The 19448-nt window shown below is 67.0% G+C and carries 17 protein-coding genes; 5 read left to right on the top strand and 12 right to left on the bottom strand.

Annotation, left to right across the window (positions count from 1 at the left end; all coding sequences use genetic code 11):
- Positions 1-41: 41 nt before the first annotated feature.
- The 4 genes from leuB to ABL843_RS08140 are packed head-to-tail and all read right to left on the bottom strand — an operon-like array spanning position 42 to position 4289.
- The gene (gene leuB, locus ABL843_RS08125) at positions 42-1130 is read right to left on the bottom strand and encodes a 3-isopropylmalate dehydrogenase (RefSeq protein ID WP_418119529.1); all 1089 of its coding nucleotides are present in this window, start codon (positions 1128-1130) and stop codon (positions 42-44) included.
- Between the two features lie 52 nt (positions 1131-1182).
- Positions 1183-1839, bottom strand: coding sequence for a 3-isopropylmalate dehydratase small subunit (gene leuD / locus ABL843_RS08130; protein ID WP_184635540.1), 657 nt, complete (start codon positions 1837-1839; stop codon positions 1183-1185).
- A 32-nt stretch (positions 1840-1871) separates the two neighbouring features.
- Entirely contained in the window at positions 1872-3293 is a 1422-nt protein-coding gene (gene leuC, locus ABL843_RS08135) for a 3-isopropylmalate dehydratase large subunit (protein WP_369659241.1), read from the bottom strand.
- 51 nt (positions 3294-3344) lie between these two features.
- Positions 3345-4289 (bottom strand): LysR substrate-binding domain-containing protein, encoded by a 945-nt coding sequence (locus ABL843_RS08140; RefSeq protein ID WP_369659240.1) that lies wholly within the window; start codon positions 4287-4289, stop codon positions 3345-3347.
- A 272-nt stretch (positions 4290-4561) separates the two neighbouring features.
- Here ABL843_RS08140 and ABL843_RS08145 point away from each other — a divergent pair, with 272 nt between their 5' ends.
- The gene (locus tag ABL843_RS08145) at positions 4562-8551 is read left to right on the top strand and encodes an autotransporter outer membrane beta-barrel domain-containing protein (protein ID WP_418119530.1); all 3990 of its coding nucleotides are present in this window, start codon (positions 4562-4564) and stop codon (positions 8549-8551) included.
- 10 nt (positions 8552-8561) lie between these two features.
- Here the strand turns inward: ABL843_RS08145 and ABL843_RS08150 are convergent, their stop codons facing one another.
- From ABL843_RS08150 to ABL843_RS08185, 8 genes are all read right to left on the bottom strand, one after another.
- On the bottom strand, positions 8562-9641 hold the full coding sequence (locus tag ABL843_RS08150) for a purine-nucleoside phosphorylase (RefSeq protein ID WP_418119531.1): 1080 nt from the start codon (positions 9639-9641) through the stop codon (positions 8562-8564).
- Positions 9642-9751: 110 nt separating this feature from the next.
- Entirely contained in the window at positions 9752-11062 is a 1311-nt protein-coding gene (locus ABL843_RS08155; protein ID WP_126022676.1) for a citrate synthase, read from the bottom strand.
- A 24-nt stretch (positions 11063-11086) separates the two neighbouring features.
- On the bottom strand, positions 11087-11401 hold the full coding sequence (locus ABL843_RS08160) for a succinate dehydrogenase assembly factor 2 (RefSeq protein WP_126022677.1): 315 nt from the start codon (positions 11399-11401) through the stop codon (positions 11087-11089).
- Between the two features lie 34 nt (positions 11402-11435).
- A complete protein-coding gene (locus tag ABL843_RS08165) occupies positions 11436-12137 on the bottom strand; it encodes a succinate dehydrogenase iron-sulfur subunit (RefSeq protein WP_081270662.1) in 702 nt (233 codons plus the stop codon).
- A 49-nt stretch (positions 12138-12186) separates the two neighbouring features.
- Positions 12187-13995 (bottom strand): succinate dehydrogenase flavoprotein subunit, encoded by a 1809-nt coding sequence (gene sdhA, locus ABL843_RS08170; protein WP_126022678.1) that lies wholly within the window; start codon positions 13993-13995, stop codon positions 12187-12189.
- A 6-nt stretch (positions 13996-14001) separates the two neighbouring features.
- Positions 14002-14367 carry a succinate dehydrogenase, hydrophobic membrane anchor protein gene (gene sdhD, locus ABL843_RS08175; protein WP_125947845.1) on the bottom strand — a complete coding sequence of 122 codons (366 nt, stop codon included), beginning with the start codon at positions 14365-14367 and terminating at the stop codon, positions 14002-14004.
- A gap of 13 nt (positions 14368-14380) precedes the next feature.
- Positions 14381-14827, bottom strand: a complete 447-nt coding sequence (gene sdhC / locus ABL843_RS08180; RefSeq protein ID WP_126022679.1) for a succinate dehydrogenase, cytochrome b556 subunit — start codon at positions 14825-14827, stop codon at positions 14381-14383.
- Positions 14828-15067: 240 nt separating this feature from the next.
- Positions 15068-15826 (bottom strand): GntR family transcriptional regulator, encoded by a 759-nt coding sequence (locus ABL843_RS08185; RefSeq protein ID WP_019654078.1) that lies wholly within the window; start codon positions 15824-15826, stop codon positions 15068-15070.
- 184 nt (positions 15827-16010) lie between these two features.
- On the opposite strand from ABL843_RS08185, the gene ABL843_RS08190 reads away from it, so the two are divergent.
- The 4 genes from ABL843_RS08190 to ABL843_RS08205 are packed head-to-tail and all read left to right on the top strand — an operon-like array spanning position 16011 to position 19405.
- Positions 16011-16997, top strand: coding sequence for a malate dehydrogenase (locus tag ABL843_RS08190; RefSeq protein WP_418119532.1), 987 nt, complete (start codon positions 16011-16013; stop codon positions 16995-16997).
- A gap of 16 nt (positions 16998-17013) precedes the next feature.
- Complete coding sequence (gene tam / locus ABL843_RS08195; RefSeq protein WP_418119533.1) at positions 17014-17814, top strand: trans-aconitate 2-methyltransferase; 801 nt, start codon at positions 17014-17016, stop codon at positions 17812-17814.
- Entirely contained in the window at positions 17811-18809 is a 999-nt protein-coding gene (locus ABL843_RS08200) for an HpcH/HpaI aldolase/citrate lyase family protein (protein ID WP_418119534.1), read from the top strand. Before tam ends, ABL843_RS08200 begins: the two co-directional genes overlap by 4 nt.
- Positions 18810-18847: 38 nt before the next feature.
- Complete coding sequence (locus tag ABL843_RS08205; RefSeq protein ID WP_184635559.1) at positions 18848-19405, top strand: hypothetical protein; 558 nt, start codon at positions 18848-18850, stop codon at positions 19403-19405.
- Positions 19406-19448 lie beyond the last annotated feature (43 nt).

Genomic DNA, 19448 nt, shown 5'->3' on the forward strand with positions numbered 1-19448 from the left:
ACTCGTCGAGCCGGGGAGGGGCGTGACGAAGCGGGCTGCGGTTAGCCGGTAATCGTCTTTTTGGTGATTGCTGCAACGACCGCGTCGCCCATCTCGCGGGTGCCGACGCGCTTGGTGCCTTCCGACCAGATGTCGCCCGTGCGCAGCCCGGAGGCGAGCACCTGCTTGACCGCCGACTCGATACGGTCGGCAGCTTCTGGCTGGTTGAGGGAGAAACGGAGCATCATGGCAGCGGACAGGATTGTAGCCAAAGGATTGGCAACCCCTTTGCCAGCAATGTCGGGGGCGCTGCCGTGGCTGGGCTCGTACAGGCCCTGGTTGCTCGAATTGAGCGATGCCGAGGGCAGCATGCCGATGGAGCCGGTGAGCATCGCGGCCTCGTCCGAGAGGATGTCGCCGAACATGTTGCCGGTGACCACCACGTCGAATTTCTTGGGTGCCTTCACGAGCTGCATGGCCGCGTTGTCGACCAGCATGTGGTCGAGTTCGACGTCCGGATATTCCTTCGCGACGTCGAGCATCACGTCCTTCCACAGCTGCGAGGTTTCCAGCACGTTGTTCTTGTCGACGCTGGTCACGCGCTTGCTGCGCTTGCGGGCTGCATCGAACGCCACGCGGGCGATGCGCTCGATCTCGGGGCGCGAATAGCGCATCGTGTCGAAGGCCTCCTCGGCGCCGGGGAAGTGCCCGTCCGTAGCGGTGCGGCGGCCGCGCGGCTGGCCGAAGTAGATGTCGCCGGTCAGCTCGCGGATGATGAGGATGTCCAGCCCGGCGATCAGCTCGGGCTTCAGGCTCGAGGCGCCCACCAGCTCCTCGTAGCAGATGGCCGGGCGGAAGTTGGCGAACAGGCCCAGGTTCTTGCGCAGCCCCAGGATGGCCTGCTCGGGCCGCAGCGGCCGGTCGAGCTTGTCGTACTTCCAGTCGCCCACGGCGCCGAACAGCACCGCGTCGGCTTCCTTGGCGAGCTTGAGCGTCGATTCGGGCAGCGGGTGGCCGTGCGCCTCGTAGGCTGCGCCGCCGACCAGGGCCGACTCCGTCTCGAACTTCAGGTCGAGCACGTCGAGCACCTTGACGGCTTCCGCCACGATTTCGGTGCCGATGCCGTCACCCGGGAGAACTGCGATTTTCATTTTGTCTTCTGTTGAGGGAATGAATGGGAGCGCGCGAACAGGCTCGGGCGGCTCAGCTGTTGGCGAGCATCGTATGCGCAAGCCACGGCTTCTGCGCCAGGCGCTCGGCCTCGAAGGCCTTGATCTTGTCCTTGTGGCGCAGCGTGAGGCCGATGTCGTCCAGGCCGTTGAGCAGGCAGTACTTGCGGAAGGCCTGCACGTCGAACGCGAACTCCTGGCCGTCGGGCTTCACCACCACCTGGCGTTCCAGGTCGATGGTCAGCGTGTAGCCCGGGAAGGCGAAGGTCTCGTCGAAAAGCTGCGCCACTTGCGCTTCCGGCAGCACGATCGGCAGCAGGCCGTTCTTGAAGCTGTTGTTGAAGAAGATGTCGGCGTAGCTCGGCGCGATGATCGCGCGGAAGCCGTACTGGTCGAGCGCCCACGGCGCGTGCTCGCGCGACGAGCCGCAGCCGAAGTTCTGGCGTGCCAGCAGGATCGACGCGCCGGCGTAGCGCGGCTGGTTCAGCACGAAGTCGGGGTTCGGCTTGCGGCTGGCCGGGTCCTGGCCGGGCAGGCCCGGGTCGAGGTAGCGCCACTCGTCGAACAGGTTCACGCCGAAGCCGGTCTTCTTGATCGACTTGAGGAACTGCTTGGGGATGATCGCGTCGGTGTCGACGTTCTCGCGGTCCATCGGGGCCACGAGGCCCTTGTGCACGGTGAATTGCTTCATGGGAGTCTCTTTTCTTCCTTCTTGCAGCCCGCTCAGGCGAACGTGCGGACGTCGACGAAATGGCCGTGCACCGCAGCGGCCGCGGCCATGGCCGGGCTCACGAGGTGGGTGCGCCCGCCCGCGCCCTGGCGGCCTTCGAAGTTGCGGTTGCTGGTGGAGGCGCAGCGCTCGCCGGGCTCCAGGCGATCGGCGTTCATGGCCAGGCACATCGAGCAGCCGGGCTCGCGCCATTCGAAGCCCGCGGCCTTGAAGATCTGGTCGAGGCCTTCGCGCTCGGCCTGTTCCTTCACCACGCCCGAGCCGGGCACGACCATCGCGAGCTTCACGTTCTTCGCGACCTTCTGGCCCAGCTTCTTCACCACGGCGGCGGCTTCGCGCATGTCCTCGATGCGGCTGTTGGTGCACGAGCCGATGAACACCTTGTCGATGAAGATGTCGTTCATGGCCTTGTTGGGCTCCAGGCCCATGTAGACCAGCGCGCGCTCGATGGCGCCGCGCTTGTTGGCGTCTTTCTCCTTGTCGGGATCGGGCACGCGGCCGTTGATCTCGACCACCATCTCGGGCGAGGTGCCCCAGGTCACCTGCGGCTGGATCTGCGCGGCGTCGAGCTCGACCACGGCGTCGAACTTCGCGCCCGGGTCGGACTGCAGCGTGCGCCAGTAGGTCACGGCCTGGTCCCATTCGACGCCGGTGGGCGCGAGCGGACGGCCCTTGATGTAGTTGATGGTCTTCTCGTCGACCGCCACCAGGCCGGCACGCGCACCGGCCTCGATGGCCATGTTGCACACCGTCATGCGGCCTTCCATGCTCAGGTCGCGAATGGCCGAGCCCGCGAACTCGATGGTGTAGCCCGTGCCGCCGGCGGTGCCGATCCTGCCGATGATGGCCAGCACGATGTCCTTGGCCGTGCAGCCCAGCGGCAGCTTGCCCTCGACCTTCACGAGCATGTTCCTGGCCTTCTTGCCCAGCAGCGTCTGCGTGGCCATCACGTGCTCGACCTCGCTCGTGCCGATGCCGTGCGCCAGCGCGCCGAACGCGCCGTGCGTGGAGGTGTGCGAGTCGCCGCACACGACGGTCATGCCCGGCAGCGTCGCGCCCGACTCGGGGCCGATCACGTGCACGATGCCCTGGCGCTTGCTCAGGAAGGGAAAGAACGCGGCGGCGCCGAACTCGGCGATGTTGTGGTCCAGCGTGGTGACCTGTTCCTTGCTGGTCGGGTCGGCAATGCCTTCGTAGCCGCGCTCCCAGCCGGTGGTGGGCGTGTTGTGGTCGGCGGTGGCCACCACCGAGCTGATGCGCCACAGCTTGCGGCCGGCCTCGCGCAGGCCTTCGAATGCCTGCGGGCTGGTCACTTCATGGACTAGGTGGCGGTCGATGTAGAGGATCGCGGTGCCGTCTTCCTCGGTGTGGACGACGTGTTCGTCCCAGATCTTGTCGTAGAGCGTGCGTGCCATGTCGGTCTCTTCTGTCTTTCGTGGGGAAATGGAATTGTCTGCCGTTGCGGCCTAGGCCGCGAGCTGTTCGCCGCCGTCCGCGGCCGCGTGCAGGTGGTTGACCAGCGAGCGTGCCGCCACGGGCAGGGTGGAGAAATCGCGTGCCACCAGCCTGATCTCGCGCGCGGCCCAGGCGTCGTTGAGCGCCACGCTCGCGAGGCCGTGGCCGATGCCGTTGCGCATGAGTTCGAAGGCGCGCTGCGGCATCACGCCGATGCCCAGGCCGTTCTCGATCATGCGGCACATGGCGTCGAGACCTGTCACGTGGATGCGCAGCTTGATGCTGCGGCCGGCGTCCAGCGCCGCCTCGTGCATCGCGACGTAGATGGAACTGTTGGTGTGCAGGCCGACGTGGTCGAAGTCGAGCGAGTCGACGAAGTCGATGCTGCCCCGCGCCGCCAGCGCGTGGCCCGTGGGCACGATCAGCGCGAGCCGGTCGTGCCGGTAGGAGAGGCTCTGCAGCTCCCCCGCGCCGCCGGCCACGTGGCACACGCCGAGGTCGGCCGCGCCTTCCTGCACCGCGCGGATCACCTCGCTGCTGAGGTGTTCCTCGAGGTCGATCTTGATGGCCTCGTGGGCGCGCGTGAACACGCCCAGGTCTTCGGGCAGGAACTGCACGATCGCCGAGATGTTGGCGTGCACCCGCACGTGGCCGCGCACGCCGTCGGCGTATTCGCTGAGCTCGCCCTGCATCTTCTCGAGGCTGTAGAGCACCGAACGCGCGTGGTGCAGCAGGCTTTCGCCAGCGGGCGTGAGGTCGACGCCTCGCGCATGGCGGTAGAGCAGGGTGGTGCCGAGCGTGGCCTCGAGGTCAGACAGCCGCTTGCTGATGGCAGAGGCCGCGATGAATTCGCGCTCCGCCGCGCGCCCGATGCTGCCGAGCTCGCATACGGCCACGAACAGCTGCAGCGACGTGAGGTCGATGCGGCGGGCGAAGTTGCGTTCGGAGGTGCTCATGGGGCTGCGGGCATCGCGTTTTGCGATGAGAGGGCTATTTTCTCCCTGTTTCCAAGTGCCAGCCGTCGTGATGTGAGATGGCCTCGGTGCCGGGCGACGACGGGCAACCCGCCTGGCCGGGCATGGACGCCTCGGGGCTTGCCGTGTCAGTAATTCGGTTATCACCTGTTCCGGTGATTTTTGCGGCCGACGAAAACGATACCCTCGCCTGCTTTGGATTGTTTGGTTACATTTCGACCTTTTTTGGTTGCAATTCATAACGGAGGAGGGGCATGAACATGATCTACCGCAGCGTATGGAACGCTGCACTGGGCACCTGGGTGGCTGTTTCGGAGGTTTCGCGCCGACGCGGTCGGCGCGCTTCTTCGGTCACTTCAGTCGTGGGCCTGATGGTCCTGGCCAGCTTGCCGGCAGTCTCCTGGGCCCAGGCCAGCGGCGGGACTGCATACATCGCGATCGGCGGCACTGGCGGTCGCGGCGGCGCGGGCAACGGCAGCGGCGGAGTCGGCGGAAGCGTCGGCGAGTTCCCGGGCCTCGATGGAATTCCTCCGTCGGGTGGCAATGGAGGAAACGGCCGCAACGGTGCCAGCGGGCCCGGCGGAACAGGCGGCGCGGTAGGGGCAACCAGCGTGACCGGCTCGGTCTCCGGAGGCTCGGGAACCAGTGGCGCTCCCGATCCGGATCCGGTCTACGGCGCGGGCGCCGGCGGTGGTGGCGGTGCCGCCGTGTACACGGCCGACACCGGCATCAACGTGGGAGGAGCCGTCATCCTGCAGGGCGGCAATGGCGGCGCCGGCGGCGTCGCGCGCCTGGCCGGCGGCGGTGGCGGTGGCGGCGCGGGCCTGCAGTCCGTGGCGGCCGGCGTCTCCCTGAACAATGCGGGCCAGACGATCGGCGGCAACGGCGGCGCAGGCGCCATCGGCCAGTGGGCCGGCGGTGGCGGCGGCGGTGGCGACGGTATCGTGGTGCAAGGCAATGGCGCGACGGTCACCAACACCGGCACGGCCATCGGCGGTAACGGCGGGATTGGCGGCGCGGCCACCATCGGCAGCATGGTGGGTGGCGGCGGCGAAGGCGGTGCCGGCCTGGCGCTGGAGTCCAGCGGCAACTCGGTGCTCAATACCGGGACACTGGCGGGAGGCGCGGGCGGCGCCGGCGGAAACAGCTTCGCCGACGGCGTCGGAGGCGCGGGCCTGCGCATCCGCGGCAATGCGAACAGCATCGTCAACACGGGGACGCTGATGGCCGGTAGGAGCGGCGACGGCACCACGCCCGGCGATGCGGTGCGGATCGCCGGCAACGACAACCAGCTCGAACTGCGCGCCGGCTCCTCGATCACCGGCCTGCTCAGGGTGACATCCGGCACCGGCAACGTGCTGAGGCTGGCAGGCGACACGACCGACGGCACCACTGCGCTCAACTCGGCCAGCTATAGCGGCTTCGCGCGCTACGAGAAGACCGGCGCCAGCACCTGGGCGCTGACCGGCATCAATACCGGCCTGACGCCATGGTTCGTGACCGGCGGGGCGCTCTCCATCGCCGACGACGGCGCGCTCGGCAACTCGAGCGGTGCGCTCACGCTCGACGGCGGCACGCTGAACGTCACCGGCGACACCATGGCCACCCGCGCCGTTTCGATCGGCGCGGGCGGCGGCACCTTCGACGTGGACCTGGTGCGCACGCTGACGCTGAATGGCGAAGTCTCCGGCGGTGGAGCGCTGCAGAAGACCGGCCGTGGCACGCTGGTGCTGGGCTCCGCCAACTCCTATACGGGCGGTACCACGGTGGCTGCCGGCAGCCTGGAGGCACTGGCGACCGGCGCGCTCGGCGCCGGGCCGGTGTCCGTGGCCGGCAACGCCTCACTGGTCTTCGGCAGCAAGGCTGATGCGGGCGGCCTGACCATCACCGCCGCCGCGCGCGGCCCCCTGCCGACGGACAACGCAGGCTTCGTGCAGTTCCGCGACAGCAGTTCCGCCGGCACCGCCCATCTCATCATGAACACGGGTGCATCGGCCGAGTTCAGGGACAACGCCTCCGCCGGCAGCGCCGTCATCGAGAACCATGGCGGCCTGACCAACATCCGGGGCAACGCGACGGCCGGCAACGCGCGCGTCACCAACTTCTCGGGCGGCCAGATCAACCTGCTGGACGACGCCAGTGCGGGCCAGGCGACCTTCGTCAACGAAAGCGGCGGCGTGATCGACATCTTCGACCGCGCTACCGCCGATCAGGCCACGGTGGTCAACAACGCCGGTGGGCGCCTGCTCATCCGCTCGCTGACCACGGCGGGAATCTCCGTCGGCTCGCTGTCCGGCGCGGGCGATGTGAACCTCGGCGTCAAGGCGCTGACCACGGGCGGGCTGAACGGCAGCACCGAAGTCTCGGGCGTGATCTCAGGCACCGGCGGCTCGCTGGTGAAGGTGGGCACGGGCACGCTCACGCTCTCGGGCGCGAACACCTACACCGGCGGCACCGCGTTGCGGCAGGGGCGCCTGAACCTCGGCAACAGCCAGGCGCTGGGCACCGGCACGCTGTCGATGGACGACGACACGACGCTGGGCTTCAGCGCCGACGGGCTGACGATCGCCAACGCGATCCAGCTCACCGGCAGCACCGATCCGGTCATCGACACCGGCGCCTTCAACGCGACCCTGAGCGGCGCGATCAGCGGCGGCGGCTTCATCACGAAGGAGGGCTCGGGCACGCTGACGCTGTCCGGCGCCAACAACTACACCGGTGCCACCAACGTCGCGCAGGGCACGCTCAGGGCGGGCGCCGCCAATACCTTCAGCGCGGCCTCCGCCCACAGCGTGGCCTCGGGCGCCACGCTGGACCTTGCGGGCTTCAGCCAGACAGTGGCCTCGCTGGCCAACAGCGGCACCGTCTCGCTCGTGGGTGCGGCCGCCGGCACCACGCTCACTGTGACGGGCGCGTACGTCGGCAACAACGGCGTGCTCAGGCTCGGCACCGTGCTCAACGGCACGGGGCCGTCCGACCGGCTGGTGCTCGATGGCGCCGCCGCCTCCGCCAGCGGCAGGACGACGGTGCAGGTCAGCAACCTCGGCGGGCTGGGCGCGCTCACCAGCGGCAACGGCATCGAGGTGGTCACCGCGAAGAACGGCGCCACCACCACGGCCCAGACCACCAAGGACGCCTTCAGCCTCGCCAGCGGCCATGTGGATGCCGGTGCCTACGAGTACCGTCTCTATGCGGCTGACGCCAACGGCGCGGGCGAGAACTGGTATTTGCGTTCGAGCACCAATGTTTCTCCTGGCGTGCCGGCACCGGTCATCACCTACCGCGCCGAGGCTTCCCTCTATTCCGCGCTCCCCGGCCAACTGCGCCAGGGCAACCTCGCGATGCTGGGCGACCTGCGCAAGCGCGTGGGCGACGACGACGTCAAGGGCGGCGCAACCACCCCGACCGGCTCCGATCGCCGCGCCTGGGCGCGCGTGCTCTCCACCGACATCGACATCCAGCAGGGCGGTGCGGTATCGCCATCGAGCAAGGGCCGCCTCACCGGCTTCCAGGCCGGCACCGACCTGCTGGCCACACCGAACTGGCGCGCGGGCCTCTACGTCGGCCAGCTCGACGGCGACGCCAGCGTGAGAGGCTTCGCCAGCGGCATCCAGAACCTGGGCGTGGGCCGCAACGACCTGCGCAGCCAGTACCTGGGCGTGTACGGCACCTACACCAGCGACAGCGGCTTCTATGCCGACGCGGTGGTGCAGTCGGGCCGACACCGCTACACCGTCGAGCCGCTGGCGAGCCAGGGCATGAGCGGCAAGGGCAACAGCCTGCTGGGCTCCATCGAGGTGGGGCAGTCCTTCGCGCTGGGCGGCAGCGGCTGGCGCATCGAGCCGCAGCTGCAACTGATCCACCAGCACATGGACCTGGGCAACTCCGCCATCGTCGGCGCCGTCGTGCAGCCGCAGGCCGACAGCGGCTGGATCGCGCGTGCTGGCGTGCGGGTGAAGGGCGAGATCGCCACCGGCGTCGGCACACTGCAGCCGTACGGCCGCTTCAACGTCTACCGGACGTCGAGCGGCGCGGACATCGCCCGCTTCGTGAACGGCGCGACCACCACCGACATCGCAGCCCCGACCGGCGGCACGAGCACCGAACTCGCGGGCGGCTTCACGCTGGCCCTCGGCGAGTCGACGAGCCTGTACGGCGAAATCGGCAAGCTCTGGGCGAGCGGCGGCAACGCCAGGGTGAAGAGCTCGATCAACGGCTCGGTGGGCGTGCGCGTGAAGTGGTGACCGGCTGCGTTCAGTCGGCGGGTACCCCGGTGCTCCAGGCTGCCCAGTTGCCGACGATGGCATCGACCAGGGGACGGCCCGCGATCAGCAGGTTGGCGGTCGAGATCGGAAACCCGCCCGACTCGGCCGACAGCGAGGCATAGGCGGTCTGCCCCGGATGGGGCCGGTCGAAGTTCGAGGCGGTGCGCAGCACGGCCACGCGCTTCAAGTCCAGCAGACCTGCGCCGGCGCCCCGCTTCAAGGCCTCGTAGGTGGCGTTGTCCTCCTGTTGGGTGGTGCAGTACCTGCCCTGCCCGTCGGTCACGAGCGAGACCCAGCGCGTGGCCGTCTCGCCCAGGTACTTGCCATGCCAGTAGGTGTCACCGGCTGCGGTGTCGCATTGCAGGACCGATGGCCGCGCCCTGGCCGTCGGCTGCGGATACCTTGCGCGATAGGCGCGCGCCTTGTCGCTGTCGGCCAGCGGCGCGTTGGCCGACAGCTTCAGCGCCTTCCGCAGCAGATCCTCGTCGAGGCGGAAGACCTCGGTGCGGTACTCGAACTTGGGCTTGGAGTCCGGATCCTTCGCGCCGATGCCGAAGTAGCCGGTGCGCCAGGTCGACGGCATCTCGCGCGCGTCGATCTCGTGGGCGATGCCGAAGTCGACCAGGTACCGGGCCCACGTGGCCGAGCCGATGGTCGAGACGTTCGGGTCGACGCCCGCGATGCCGGCCACGAGGAAGTAGGTCTTCGAGAGATCGAACTTGCCGCTGAACACCAGCGCCGTGATCGATGCCGCCGCATTGGTGTGCCCCATGCCGGTGGTGACCTGGCACACCGAATCGGCGTTGCAGCGCACGAGCGGATCGTCGGCGGACAGGCCCGGCACCTTGATCTCCCGGTTGAGCTTCAGCGGTTCGTGCCAGACCTGCGCCTCGGGCTTGAACATGCTGATGATGAGCACCTTCACGGGTATCTGCTGTTGCCCGCCGGATGCCGCCGACGGTCCCATGGACCGGTTCGGGTCGCCCGCGCAGCCGAGGAGGGCCGCCGCGGCGAGGGTAAGGCATGCCGCCCTTGAATACAAACTTGCTACGCGCCTGGAAGCTGCCATCTGCTTTCTCCTTTTTTCGTCGAACAACAGGAAGGAGACCGCAATTTACAGGCCAAAAAAAAGCTGCCCGAAGGCAGCTTCCTTTTCATGGCCGAGCCTGGCGACGCGGATCAGCGAGCCGAGATCGGCTTCACGTCGCGCTTCGGCGAGCCTTCGAACAGCTGGCGCGGGCGGCCGATCTTGTACTCGGGGTCGCCGATCATTTCGTTCAACTGGGCGATCCAGCCGACCGTGCGGGCCAGCGCGAAGATCGCGGTGAACAGCGGCACCGGGATGCCGATGGCGCGCTGCACGATGCCCGAGTAGAAGTCGACGTTCGGGTACAGCTTGCGCGACACGAAGTACTCGTCTTCCAGGGCGATCTTCTCGAGCTGCTTGGCCAGCGCGAACAGCGGGTCCTTTTCCAGGCCCAACTCGGTCAGCACTTCGTTGCAGGTTTCCTGCATCAGCTTGGCGCGCGGGTCGTAGTTCTTGTACACGCGGTGGCCGAAGCCCATCAGCTTGACGTTCGAGTTCTTGTCCTTGACCTTCTTGATGAACTCGCCGATCTTCTCCACGCCACCTTCCTTCTGGATGTCGTAGAGCATGTTCAGCGCCGCTTCGTTGGCGCCGCCGTGGGCAGGGCCCCAGAGGCAGGCCACGCCGGCCGCGATGGCCGCGAAGGGGTTCGTGCCCGACGAGCCGCACAGGCGCACCGTCGAGGTCGAGGCGTTCTGCTCGTGGTCTGCGTGCAGGATGAAGATGCGGTCGAGCGCGCGCTCGAGCACCGGGTTCACCTTGTATTCCTCGCACGGCGTGGCGAACATCATGTGCAGGAAGTTGCCTGCATAGCTGAGTTCGTTCTTCGGGTACATGTACGGCTGGCCGATCGTGTACTTGTAGGCCATGGCCACGAGCGTGGGCATCTTCGCGATCAGGCGGATCGCGGCGATCTCGCGGTGCTCGGGATTGTTGATGTCCGTGCTGTCGTGATAGAAGGCCGACAGGGCGCCCACCAGGCCGGTCATGATGGCCATCGGGTGCGCGTCGCGGCGGAAGCCGCGCAGGAAGAACTGCATCTGCTCGTTGACCATCGTGTGGTTGGTCACGAGCTTCGTGAAGTTGGCCTTCTTGGCTGCGTCCGGCAGTTCACCGTACAGCAGCAGGTGGCAGGTCTCGAGGAAGTCGCAGTTGGTCGCGAGCTGCTCGATGGGGTAGCCGCGGTACAGCAGCTCGCCCTTGTCGCCATCGATGTACGTGATGGCCGACTGGCAGGCGGCGGTCGACATGAAGCCCGGGTCGTACGTGAACATGCCGGTCTGCGCATACAGCTTGCGGATATCGATCACGTCGGGGCCGACGGTGCCCTTGTAGATCGGCAGTTCGACGCTGTCGCCGCCGTTGCTGAACGACAGCGTGGCCTTGGTATCGGATGCTTTCATTTCGGTTTACTTTCAGAGGTGGATTCAGGACGAAGGAGAAATTGCAGGGCGCTGCGCGCCGTCGGTGCGCATGAGCTGCAGCAATGCGACCACCTCGGCCCCGGCCCATTCGGGCTCGGGCTCCTTTCTGCGAAGAAGGAGGTCGAGGAGGTCGTTGTCCGACAGGTCCATCAATGTCTCCATCGCTCCCGCCTGACCCACGGTCATGCGGGATTCGTGCCGCTCGAAGAAGCGGGCGATGAACAGGTCGTTCTCGAGCAGCCCGCGCCGGCAGCGCCATTTGAGCTTGCTCAGCGCGCGTTCGCTGAGCAGCTCCCGGGAGTCGGCGACGGGTTGCATGGTGACTTTCTGAAGAACTGCTGGACCGCGGGGCTCAGATGGCGCGACGCACCATCAATTCCTTGATCTTGCCGATGGCCTTGGTCGGGTTCAGGCTCTTGGGGCACACGTCCACGCAGTTCATGATCGTGTGGCAGCGGAAGAGGCGGTATGGGTCTTCCAGGTTGTCCAGGCGCTCGGCGGTGGCTTCGTCGCGGCTGTCGGCGATGAAGCGGTAGGCCTGCAGCAGGCCGGCGGGGCCGACGAACTTGTCGGGGTTCCACCAGAAGCTCGGGCAGCTCGTGGAGCAGCTCGCGCAAAGGATGCACTCGTACAGGCCGTTGAGCTCTTCTCGCTCCTCGGGCGACTGCAGGCGTTCCTTCTCGGGCGGCACGCTGTCGTTCTGCAGGTAGGGCTTGATCGAGTTGTACTGCTTGAAGAACTGGGTCATGTCCACGATCAGGTCGCGGATGACGGGCAGGCCCGGCAGCGGCTTGAGCACCACGGTGCCCTTGAGCGTGTTCATGTTGGTCAGGCAGGCCAGGCCGTTCTTGCCGTTGATGTTCATCGCATCGGAGCCGCAGACGCCTTCGCGGCACGAGCGGCGGAACGACAGCGTCGGGTCTTGCGCCTTGAGCTTCATGAGCGCGTCGAGCAGCATGCGCTCGTGGCCGTCGAGTTCGATCTCGACCGTCTGCATGTAGGGCTTGGCGTCCTTGTCCGGGTCGTAGCGGTAAATCTGGAATGTGCGCTTCATCGTAGTGACCTTGTGAATGCTTTGTGTGAGCTGGCTGTGAGCCGCTCGCTTAGAACGTGCGGACCTTCGGCGGAACCGAGGCCACGGTGAGCGGCTGCAGCTTGACCGGCTTGTACGAGAGGCGGTTGTCGGCGCTGTACCAGAGCGTGTGCTTCATCCAGTTGGCGTCGTCGCGGCCCAGCGGTGCGACCGGATCGTCGGCCGGGCGCTCGTAGTCTTCCACGGTGTGGGCACCGCGGCATTCCTTGCGGGCAGCAGCCGAGACCATGGTGGCCTGCGCCACTTCGATCAGGTTGTCGACTTCCAGGGCTTCGATGCGGGCGGTGTTGAACACCTTCGACTTGTCCTTCAGGCCGATGGCCTTGACGCGCTCGCGCACGGCGGCGATCTTGACCACGCCTTCGTCCATCGAGGCCTGCTTGCGGAACACGGCGGCATGCTGCTGCATGACGGCGCGGATCTCGCCGGCCACGTCCTGCGCGTACTCGCCGCCGGTGGAGGCCTCGAGGCGATTCAGGCGCTCCAGCGTGCGGTCGGCCGCGTCGTTGGGCAGGGGCTTGTGTTCCTTGAGCTTGTCGGCGAACTCGACGATGTGGTTGCCGGCGGCACGGCCGAACACCAGCAGGTCGAGCAGCGAGTTGGTGCCCAGGCGGTTGGCGCCGTGCACGCTCACGCAGGAGCATTCGCCGACGGCGTAGAGGCCGTTCACCACGGCGCTGTTGTCCTCGCCCTTCTGCACCACGACCTGGCCGTGGATGTTGGTGGGGATGCCGCCCATCTGGTAGTGGATGGTCGGCACGACGGGAATCGGTTCCTTCGTGATGTCGACGTTGGCGAAGTTGACGCCGATCTCGTACACCGAGGGCAGGCGCTTGTGGATGGTGTCCGCGCCAAGGTGATCGAGCTTGAGCAGCACGTAGTCCTTGTTGGGACCGCAGCCGCGGCCTTCCTTGATTTCCTGGTCCATCGAGCGCGAGACGAAGTCGCGCGGCGCCAGGTCCTTCAGCGTGGGCGCATAGCGCTCCATGAAGCGTTCGCCGTTGCTGTTCAGCAGGATCGCGCCTTCGCCTCGGCAGCCTTCGGTCAGCAGCACGCCCGCGCCGGCCACGCCGGTCGGATGGAACTGCCAGAACTCCATGTCCTGCAGCGGGATGCCCGAGCGCGCGGCCATGCCGAGGCCGTCGCCGGTGTTGATGAAGGCGTTGGTCGAAGCCTGGAAGATGCGGCCAGCGCCGCCGGTGGCCAGCAGCACGGTCTTGGCCTGCAGGATGTGCAGGTCGCCGGTTTCCATTTCGAGCGCGGTCACGCCGACCACGTCGCCTTCCTCGTCGCGGATGAGGTCGAGCGCCATCCATTCGACGAAGAACTGGGTGCGTGCCTCGACGTTCTTCTGGTAGAGCGTGTGCAGCATCGCGTGGCCGGTGCGGTCGGCCGCGGCGCAGGCGCGCTGCACGGGCTTCTCGCCGTAGTTGGCCGTGTGGCCGCCGAACGGACGCTGGTAGATGGTGCCGTCGGGGTTGCGGTCGAAGGGCATGCCGAAGTGCTCGAGCTCGTACACGACCTTCGGTGCTTCGCGGCACATGAACTCGATCGCGTCCTGGTCACCGAGCCAGTCGGAGCCCTTGATCGTGTCGTAGAAGTGGTAGTGCCAGTTGTCCTCGCTCATGTTGCCGAGCGACGCACCCACGCCGCCTTGCGCGGCGACGGTGTGCGAGCGGGTCGGGAACACCTTGGAGAGCACGGCCACGTTGAGGCCGGCACGTGCGAGTTGCAGCGAGGCGCGCATGCCGGAGCCGCCGGCACCGACGATCACGACGTCGAACTTGCGCTTGGTGATTTTTTCTTTTGTGTAGGTCATGGTGGGTCAGATCTTCCAAAGCACTTGAATGGCCCAACCCGCACACCCGACAAGCCAGACGATGGTGAAAACTTGCAGCACGAGACGGATGGCGACGGGCTGGACGTAGTCCATCCACACGTCGCGCATGCCGACCCATACGTGGTAGAGCAGGGCGACGATCACGGAGAAGGTCAGGACCTTCATCCACTGCGCGGCGAAGATGCCGGCCCACAGGTCGTAGCCGATGGGGCCGCGGGTGAAGATCAGCTGCGCGAGCAGGATGATCGTGAAGAGCGCCATCAGGCAACCCGTGATGCGCTGGCTGAGCCAGTCGCGCAGACCGTAGTGGGCGCCGACGACGACGCGCTTGGAGCCGTAATTCACAGACATGGTTGGCTCCTTCTCAGTACAGGCCGAACAGCTTGGCGCCGAGCGCCAGCGTGAGAATGACGCTCGCGGCCAGCGTGAAGATGGCGGAGCTGTTGCCGAACTCCTTGTTCACCGCGGAGTGGCTCACGTCCATCCAGAGGTGGCGCAGGCCGGCGATGAAGTGGTGCAGGTAGGCCCAGATGAGCGCGAGCGCCACGAGCTTGAAGAACCACCCCGGAACGAAACCAAGGCCGCTGTTGAAGGCGGCCTTGAAGCGGGCGAACGAATAGTCGGAGGACAGCGAGGTGTCGAACATCCAGATGATGAACGGCATCAGCAGGAACATCAGCACGCCGCTGACGCGGTGCAGGATCGACACGATGCCGGCCGGCGGAAGCCGGTAGGTGGTCAGGTCGGTGAAGGCGTTGATGTTGCGGAATTCGCGACGCTTGGGCCGGGGAGGAGTTGCAAGCTCTGTCATTGGGGGATGGCTTTCGTGGCTTTTGTGACTTGTTGGCTTGTTGCTTGTTCTGAGAGCGAACGCTTTTGTTTCTTATGGGAAGTGCAAACAACGCAAAATTCTATTGCAATGCACCATCGCGCTGCGGACGCATGCGAGTCACTGCACCGTTGCAGTCGGATGCTATTGACTTCGTAGCGCAATGCTCACGTTGCATGCGCGCGCTGGCGCACCTGTGTTCGGCGTTCATCTGCATCGCGGTCAGCCCAGCTGGTTCCTGTAATGGTGCGTGTCGGTGCGATAGAGGCCGCGGCGCAGCTCCATCGGCGTGTCATGGTAGGTGTGCGCCACGCGTTCCACGCTCAGCAGGGGCATCTGCGGCGGCACGTCGAGCAGCGCGGCCTGTTCGGCATCGGGCAGCACGGCGCGGATCTTTTCTTCCGCGCGCACCATGCGCACGCCGAACTCGGTTTCGAAGAGCGCGTACATCGGGCCGGGCCATGCGCGCAGCCGCTCGGCGGTGAGTCCCTTGAAGGGCGCGCCGGGCAGCCAGAGGTCTTCGAGGATGGTGGGCACGCCGCCGTAGGCAAGTACGCGGCGTACCTGCAGCACGGCGTCGGCGGTGCGCAGGCCGAGCGCGCGCGCCACGTCGGCCGACGCGCGCAGGCGCTTGCAGTCGACGATGGTGCGAACGGCCGGGCCCTCGGTGCTCGGGTCGCCCTCGTCGGGCACGAGCTTGAGGAAGCGGTATTGCACATGCTGCTCGGCATGCGTGGCGACGAAGGTGCCCTTGCCCTGGCGGCGCACCACGAGGTTCTCGGCCGCGAGCTCGTCGATGGCCTTGCGCACCGTGCCCTGGCTCACGCGGTAGCGCACCGCCAGGTCCATCTCGCTGGGGATGGGCTCGCCCGGCTTCCACTCGCCCGCCTGCAGGCTCTGCAGGATCAGGGTCTTGATCTGCTGGTAGAGCGGACTGAAGGACGGCGTCGCGGGCTCGTCGAATGGGGTGGGCGTGTTCATGGCAGCGGTGGGGTGCGCCTTGGCGGACCCCGAGAGGATATCTTATATAAGACATAAGACGGGGCTCATCGAATCGGCTTAAAATGCTGCCGGTCTCGCGCTGCGGGAAGGTATTTCATCCCGCAGAACCCCTGGCGCCCCACGAGAGCGCCGACACCGTTTCATTACCTTCTGGAGTCTTCCCATGAGCAAAAAGCCCGTCCGCGTTGCCGTCACCGGTGCCGCCGGTCAAATCGGTTACGCCCTGCTGTTCCGTATCGCCTCCGGTGAAATGCTCGGCAAAGACCAGCCGGTCATCCTGCAACTGCTCGAGATCCCCGACGAGAAGGCCCAGAAGGCGCTCAAGGGCGTGATCATGGAGCTCGAAGACTGCGCCTTCCCGCTGCTGGCCGGCGTGATTCCCACCGGCGACCCGCTGGTGGCCTTCAAGGACGCCGACTACGCCCTGCTGGTCGGTGCCCGTCCCCGCGGCCCCGGCATGGAGCGCGCCGACCTGCTGGCTGCCAACGCCCAGATCTTCACGGCGCAGGGCAAGGCGCTCGACCAGGTCGCCAGCCGCGACGTCAAGGTGCTCGTGGTCGGCAACCCCGCCAACACCAACGCCTACATCGCCATGAAGAGCGCGCCCAGCCTGCCGCGCGAGAACTTCACCGCCATGCTGCGCCTGGACCACAACCGCGCCGCCAGCCAGATCGCCGCCAAGACCGGCACCGCAGTGGGCGACATCGAGAAGCTCACCGTCTGGGGCAACCACTCGCCCACGATGTACGCCGACTACCGCTTCGCCACCGTCGGCGGCAAGGGCGTCAAGGACCTGATCAACGACCAGGTCTGGAATGCCGACACCTTCCTGCCCACAGTGGGCAAGCGCGGCGCCGCCATCATTGAAGCCCGCGGCCTGTCGTCGGCTGCCTCGGCCGCCAACGCAGCCATCGACCACATGCGCGACTGGGCCCTGGGCTCCAACGGCAAATGGGTCACCATGGGCGTGCCCTCCAACGGCGAATACGGCATTCCGAAGGACGTGATCTTCGGCTTCCCGGTCACCACCGAGAACGGCAAGTACAAGATCGTCGAAGGCCTGGACATCGACGCATTCAGCCAGGAACGCATCAACAAGACGCTGAAGGAACTGCAGGACGAGCAGGCCGGCGTCGCCCACCTGCTGTAAGCCGCTGCAGACCAGCATGCTCGACTGGAACCCCGCGCTCTACCGCCGCTACGAGGACGAGCGCACCCGTCCCGCGCAGGAACTCCTCGCGCGGGTGCCGCTGACCGAGGCGGCACGCGTGGTCGACCTCGGCTGCGGCCCGGGCAACTCCACCGAACTGCTGGTCAACCGGTTCCCGAAGGCGCGAGTCCTCGGGACCGACAACTCCGAAGCCATGCTGGTCAGCGCGCGCGAGCGGCTGCCGCAGGCGCGCTTCGAGCTGAGCGACATCGCGACCTGGGCGCCGCGATCGAAAGAAGAAGCGCCCGACCTCATCTATGCCAACGCGTCCCTGCAATGGGTGCCCGATCACGAGAAGCTGATCCCGCGCCTGTTCGACGCGCTGGCGCCGGGTGGCGTGCTCGCCATCCAGATGCCCGACAACCGCCAGGAGCCCACGCACCGCCTGATGCGCGCGCTCGCGGCCGAGGCGCCGTGGGCCGAACCCATCGGCGACGCCGACAGGCTGCGCACGCTGCTGCTCGACCTGCGCGGCTACTACGACCTGCTGGCGCCGCTCGCGCCGCACGTCGATGTGTGGCACACCATCTACCAGCACCGCATGGCCGATGCGGCCTCCATCGTCGAATGGGTGCGCGGCACCGGCCTGAAACCCTTCGTCGACCGCCTCCCGCCCGACCTGCAGGCGAGTTACCTCGCCGAATACCAGCGGCGCGTGGACGAGGCGTACCCGGTGCGCACCGACGGCAAGCGCCTGCTGGCCTTTCCGCGCATGTTCATCGTTGCGCAGAAGAGCGGAAAGAACGACAAGGCATGACGAAGACGGCCCACCCCGCTGAAGTGCTGCCCGGCGCACAGGCCGGCGCGGTGGCGCTGCCCGTTTGCGACCACTACAGCGGCGTCGAGGCCCGCATGAAGAAGAGCCTCGCGCTCCAGGCCGAGATGGCCGAGGAGTTCGGCGCCTGCGTGTTCGACGTCACCCTCGACTGCGAAGACGGCGCTCCCGTGGGCGGCGAGGCCGATCACGCAGCGCTCGTCACCGAGCTCGCGCTGGCGGCGAAGCCCGGCATGCGCGTCGGCGTGCGCGTGCATCCGGTCGACCACCCGGCCTTCGCGGGCGACGTGGTCACCATCGCCGGCCGCGCCGGCTCGCGCCTGAGCCACCTGATGGTGCCCAAGGTCGAATCGGTGGCCGATGTGCATCAGGCTGTAGCTGCCCTCGACGCGGCGGATGCCGGCGAGCTGCCGCTGCACGTGCTGATCGAATCGCCGCTGGCGGTGCACAACGCCTTCGAGATTGCCGCGCATCCGCGCGTGCAGTCGCTGAGCTTCGGGCTCATGGATTTCGTCTCGGCGCATGCCGGCGCCATCCCGGCCGACGGCATGGGCGCGGCAGGGCAGTTCAGCCACCCGCTGGTGGTGCGCGCCAAGCTGGCCATCGCCTCGGCCGCGCACGCCTACGGCAAGGTGCCGTCGCACTGCGTGGTCACCGAGTTCAACGACGCCGGCGCCATGCGTACGGCGGCCCGCAGGGCGGCCACTGAATTCGGCTACACGCGCATGTGGAGCATCCATCCGAACCAGATCCGGCCCATCCTCGAAGCCTTCGCGCCGGACGAGTCGCAGATTCAAATTGCCACAAAAATCCTTGTAAAGGCGGCCGCCGCGGATTGGGCTCCGACACAAATTGATGGCACATTGCACGACCGCGCGAGCTACCGCCATTTCTGGCAGGTACTGACGCGTGCCCACGCAACAGGGCGCGCGTTGCCCTCCGAGGCGAAAGCCTGGTTTGCATTCGCGGCCTCCTGAAACGAAACCTTCGAACCCAGCCTCAAGGAAACCCACACATGAAGAAAATTGCCCTGATCGCCGCTGTCGCCCTGGCACTGCCGCTCGCGGCCGTGGCACAGAGCACGACGCCGGCCAAGCCCGCGGCCAAGGCCGAGACGACGAAGAAGGCGCCCCCGAAGCGCCAGGTCACCCGCAAGGCCGCCAAGGCGGTGGAAGAAGTCACGCCGATCAGCGATGACACCAACATCGTCCTCAGCGACGCCGATCTCGAAGTCGCCAAGCGCGTGTCGCTCGGCAAGGCCCAGTGCGAACTCGGCGCCGACGTGACCGTCACGGCCGACGAGAAGAAGCCCGGCTTCTTCACCGTCAGCACGAAGGGCCAGAAGTACCGCATGCACCCGGTCGAAAGCCGCACCGGCGCCATCCGCCTCGAAGACCCGCGCGCCGGCGCCATGTGGCTCCAGCTCGGCAACAAGTCGATGCTGATGAACCAGAAGGCCGGCCTGCGCATCGCCGACGAATGCCAGACCGAAGCCCAGATCGCGTTTGCCGCAGAAATGAAGAAGAACCCGCCCAAGGCCCTGTTCGACGGCGCCGACGGCGAGAAGAAGTAAGCGTCCCTACCCCGGTGGGGTGCGGCGCGGCTCTTGCTTGACC

This window comes from Variovorax sp. 350MFTsu5.1, from assembly GCF_048302515.1.
GTDB lineage: Bacteria > Pseudomonadota > Gammaproteobacteria > Burkholderiales > Burkholderiaceae_C > Variovorax > Variovorax guangxiensis.

Coding starts and splice junctions, on each gene's coding strand:
- ABL843_RS08165 (WP_081270662.1), bottom strand. CDS start 12,137: ATGAAGCGCACATTCCAGATTTACCGCTACGACCCGGACAAGGACGCC.
- ABL843_RS08155 (WP_126022676.1), bottom strand. CDS start 11,062: ATGAAAGCATCCGATACCAAGGCCACGCTGTCGTTCAGCAACGGCGGC.
- ABL843_RS08150 (WP_418119531.1), bottom strand. CDS start 9,641: ATGGCAGCTTCCAGGCGCGTAGCAAGTTTGTATTCAAGGGCGGCATGC.
- leuB (WP_418119529.1), bottom strand. CDS start 1,130: ATGAAAATCGCAGTTCTCCCGGGTGACGGCATCGGCACCGAAATCGTG.
- ABL843_RS08200 (WP_418119534.1), top strand. CDS start 17,811: ATGACGAAGACGGCCCACCCCGCTGAAGTGCTGCCCGGCGCACAGGCC.
- sdhC (WP_126022679.1), bottom strand. CDS start 14,827: ATGACAGAGCTTGCAACTCCTCCCCGGCCCAAGCGTCGCGAATTCCGC.
- ABL843_RS08145 (WP_418119530.1), top strand. CDS start 4,562: ATGAACATGATCTACCGCAGCGTATGGAACGCTGCACTGGGCACCTGG.
- sdhD (WP_125947845.1), bottom strand. CDS start 14,367: ATGTCTGTGAATTACGGCTCCAAGCGCGTCGTCGTCGGCGCCCACTAC.
- sdhA (WP_126022678.1), bottom strand. CDS start 13,995: ATGACCTACACAAAAGAAAAAATCACCAAGCGCAAGTTCGACGTCGTG.
- ABL843_RS08140 (WP_369659240.1), bottom strand. CDS start 4,289: ATGAGCACCTCCGAACGCAACTTCGCCCGCCGCATCGACCTCACGTCG.
- ABL843_RS08160 (WP_126022677.1), bottom strand. CDS start 11,401: ATGCAACCCGTCGCCGACTCCCGGGAGCTGCTCAGCGAACGCGCGCTG.
- leuD (WP_184635540.1), bottom strand. CDS start 1,839: ATGAAGCAATTCACCGTGCACAAGGGCCTCGTGGCCCCGATGGACCGC.
- ABL843_RS08190 (WP_418119532.1), top strand. CDS start 16,011: ATGAGCAAAAAGCCCGTCCGCGTTGCCGTCACCGGTGCCGCCGGTCAA.
- ABL843_RS08185 (WP_019654078.1), bottom strand. CDS start 15,826: ATGAACACGCCCACCCCATTCGACGAGCCCGCGACGCCGTCCTTCAGT.
- tam (WP_418119533.1), top strand. CDS start 17,014: ATGCTCGACTGGAACCCCGCGCTCTACCGCCGCTACGAGGACGAGCGC.
- ABL843_RS08205 (WP_184635559.1), top strand. CDS start 18,848: ATGAAGAAAATTGCCCTGATCGCCGCTGTCGCCCTGGCACTGCCGCTC.
- leuC (WP_369659241.1), bottom strand. CDS start 3,293: ATGGCACGCACGCTCTACGACAAGATCTGGGACGAACACGTCGTCCAC.